Below are 2,407 nucleotides of genomic sequence, written 5' to 3'. Positions count from 1 at the left end.
CTGCTCGGTGACGTCCGCGGAAGGCGCGTCCTGGACGGCGGATGCGGACCTGGGCTGTACCTGGCCGAACTCCTCACCCGCGGCGCCCAGGCCATCGGTTTCGACCAGAGCAGCGACATGGTGCGCCTGGCCCGCCAACGCCTCGGACCCGACGTGACCATCCACCAGCACGACCTCGACCAGCCCCTGGACTGGCTCCCCGACGAGAGCATCGACCTCGCCGTTCTCGCGCTGGTCATCCACTACGTCCGCAACCGGGTCGCCGCCCTCCGCGAACTGCACCGCGTCCTGCGCCCCCAGGGCCGGCTCGTGCTGTCCACCAGCCATCCCACCGCGGACTGGCTGGACGACGGCGGCAGCTACTTCGACGCCCGGCACGCCCAGCAGCAGTGGTCCTGCGGCATGCAACACCGATTCTGGCGCCAACCACTCCAACGCTGGATCGAGGAGTTCACCGCCGCGGGCTTCACCCTCGACACCCTCATCGAGCACCAGCCACAACAGGCGATGGCCCACCGCCACCCCGCCGACTACACCCGGCTGTCCCAGGAACCGGGCTTCATCGCCTTCCGACTCCGCAAGACCCCGGCCCTGTCGTTGACATGTGAGGATGCGCTATGACGCTGCCGACGCTGGCCGTGGTCAGCGGTCCACCTGGTACTGGCAAGACGACGCTGGCCCACACCCTCGCCCAGACTCTCGGCTGTCCCGCGATCATCCGCGACGAGATCAAGCAGGGGATGGTCCTCGCCGCACCCGGATACCAGGCCGGCGGCGACGACCCGCTCAACCTGACCGCCCTGGCCGCGTTCTTCGACGTGCTGACCGTCCTGCTGCGAGCCGGCACCACGGTGGTCGCCGAAGCCGCCTTCCAGGACCGGCTGTGGCGACCGAATCTGGAACCCCTCGCCGACCTCGCCGAGATCCGCGTCATCCGCTGCACCGTCACCGACGCCCATGTCGCCCACGACCGGATCGTCCGACGCGCCCACGAGAGCACGCACCGGGCGGCTCACGCCGACCACGACCTGCTACACGCGATCGCCGCCGGCGAGTACTCTCTGGACTCCTTCGTGCCGATCTCCCTCGACGTGCCCACCCTGACCGTGGACACCTCCCACGGCTACCAGCCGAACATCCAGGACATCACCACCTTCCTCGCACCCATCTCATCGCCGAGCAGCAACGGCTCAGCTCTGGGCTGACCCTCTGCACCGAGCCCGCCGCCTTTACGCGAAGGCTCAGTTGATCCGGACACGAGGCCCTTTGCTGACGGCGTTCACCGCGGCCATGTAGACGCCCTCGTGCGCGGGAGCCACGCCGCTGATCACGTACTCGTAGCTGGACGCGATGACAGTCCCCACGTCGTCCAACGGAGGGCGTCGGCCAGTTGAACCGGCCGACGATGTCACCGCCGTCCTCGAAGTCCCTGTACTGGGAGATGACATTGCTGATCGGGCCGGGGCGAACGCAGCTCATCGTCGGGGGCGTGACGGCCGGCTCCGATCCACCGCCGGGTCCGATGACCACCACGGTCACCGAGACATCCGCGCACCCGCTCGCCGGGACCCGCACATCGCCCGGCGCCGTGACCGTGGCGCCGTTGTCGCCACGCAGCTCGTACCACTGGGCCGGGACGGCCGAGTCCGGCGCAGTGATCGTGACGATCATCGCGTCAGTGGCGGATGCAGCCGAAACGACCGGGGACAGTGGCACCCGAGCTACCTCAGACGCCACCGCATGAGCATCCACAAGGCACTCCTGCACAGCCAGGCTGAGATCCTCCGGTGGGCCATCGACGCTCGGGACCGTGGGCGTCAAGTCCCAACCAGCGAGTAGCGGCGCGACGAGTCACCCGGCGCGGCGGGTTTCCTGCCGGGCGGCCGCCGTGATGTCCTCGGCCATCTCCCGCTGCCAGGCCGCCAGCATGACCAGCACCACCGGCGAGGGCCGCGGGACCAGCACGGGCCCTTCGGCCGCTCGCAGGCTGGCGATCATCGCCTGGCCCTGCGGGCCGGCGGCCATGGTCAGGGCCTCGACCTCCGCGCGGTGCCGGTGCTGCGCCGGTGTCAGCGCGGTGACCGGCGCGGTCAGCAACGCGGCCACGTAGGCGTCGAACTCCGCGGCCTCCTGTGCGTCCGCGAACGCCGAGGGGTCGGCTGGTTCGAGCTGCGGGCGTGCATCCCGGGCGGCGCGCCGGGGCGGGGTCGCGGACGTCGGCATGGTGGTCACCCTCCGAAGCAGCGGCGGTGTCCGGTAGATCGTAAGGACTGCGAGCGGAATGCCCACGCCAGGAGTCACAGGAATGTAGTTCGGCGATCTCCCGTCAGCGGGATCGGCGCCGTCTGTCGTGAAACGCGGTGACCCGCGCGGGCCGCACCGGGCCGGGGCCGGTTCCCCCGCGCGG

4 protein-coding genes are annotated in these 2,407 nt (G+C 70.3%); 2 read left to right on the top strand and 2 right to left on the bottom strand.

Features of this window, described 5'->3' with window-relative positions:
• On the top strand, nucleotides 1-621 hold a 621-nt coding region (locus BBK14_RS12160), incomplete at its 5' end, for a class I SAM-dependent methyltransferase (RefSeq protein WP_071062038.1).
• Nucleotides 618-1,205, top strand: coding sequence for a P-loop nucleotide/nucleoside kinase family protein (locus tag BBK14_RS12155; RefSeq protein WP_071062036.1), 588 nt, complete (start codon nucleotides 618-620; stop codon nucleotides 1,203-1,205). The genes BBK14_RS12160 and BBK14_RS12155, both read left to right, overlap by 4 nt.
• 36 nt (nucleotides 1,206-1,241) lie before the next feature.
• On the opposite strand, the gene BBK14_RS41265 is transcribed toward BBK14_RS12155, so the two are convergent.
• Nucleotides 1,242-1,364: a hypothetical protein gene (locus tag BBK14_RS41265; RefSeq protein ID WP_275078476.1), complete on the bottom strand. Its 123-nt coding sequence runs from the start codon at nucleotides 1,362-1,364 to the stop codon at nucleotides 1,242-1,244.
• Between the two features lie 487 nt (nucleotides 1,365-1,851).
• Nucleotides 1,852-2,223: a hypothetical protein gene (locus BBK14_RS12145; RefSeq protein WP_131802252.1), complete on the bottom strand. Its 372-nt coding sequence runs from the start codon at nucleotides 2,221-2,223 to the stop codon at nucleotides 1,852-1,854.
• Between the last annotated feature and the right edge of the window lie 184 nt (nucleotides 2,224-2,407).

It is taken from the genome of Parafrankia soli, assembly GCF_001854695.1.
GTDB classification, from domain to species: domain Bacteria; phylum Actinomycetota; class Actinomycetes; order Frankiales; family Frankiaceae; genus Parafrankia; species Parafrankia soli.
Note: the sequence above shows the minus strand (reverse complement) of the source record. Positions and strands in the feature narration are given on the sequence as shown.

Excerpts from the sequence above, each read along its gene's own strand:
- BBK14_RS12155 (WP_071062036.1), top strand. The coding sequence starts at position 618 with ATGACGCTGCCGACGCTGGCCGTGGTCAGCGGTCCACCTGGTACTGGC.
- BBK14_RS12145 (WP_131802252.1), bottom strand. The coding sequence starts at position 2,223 with ATGCCGACGTCCGCGACCCCGCCCCGGCGCGCCGCCCGGGATGCACGC.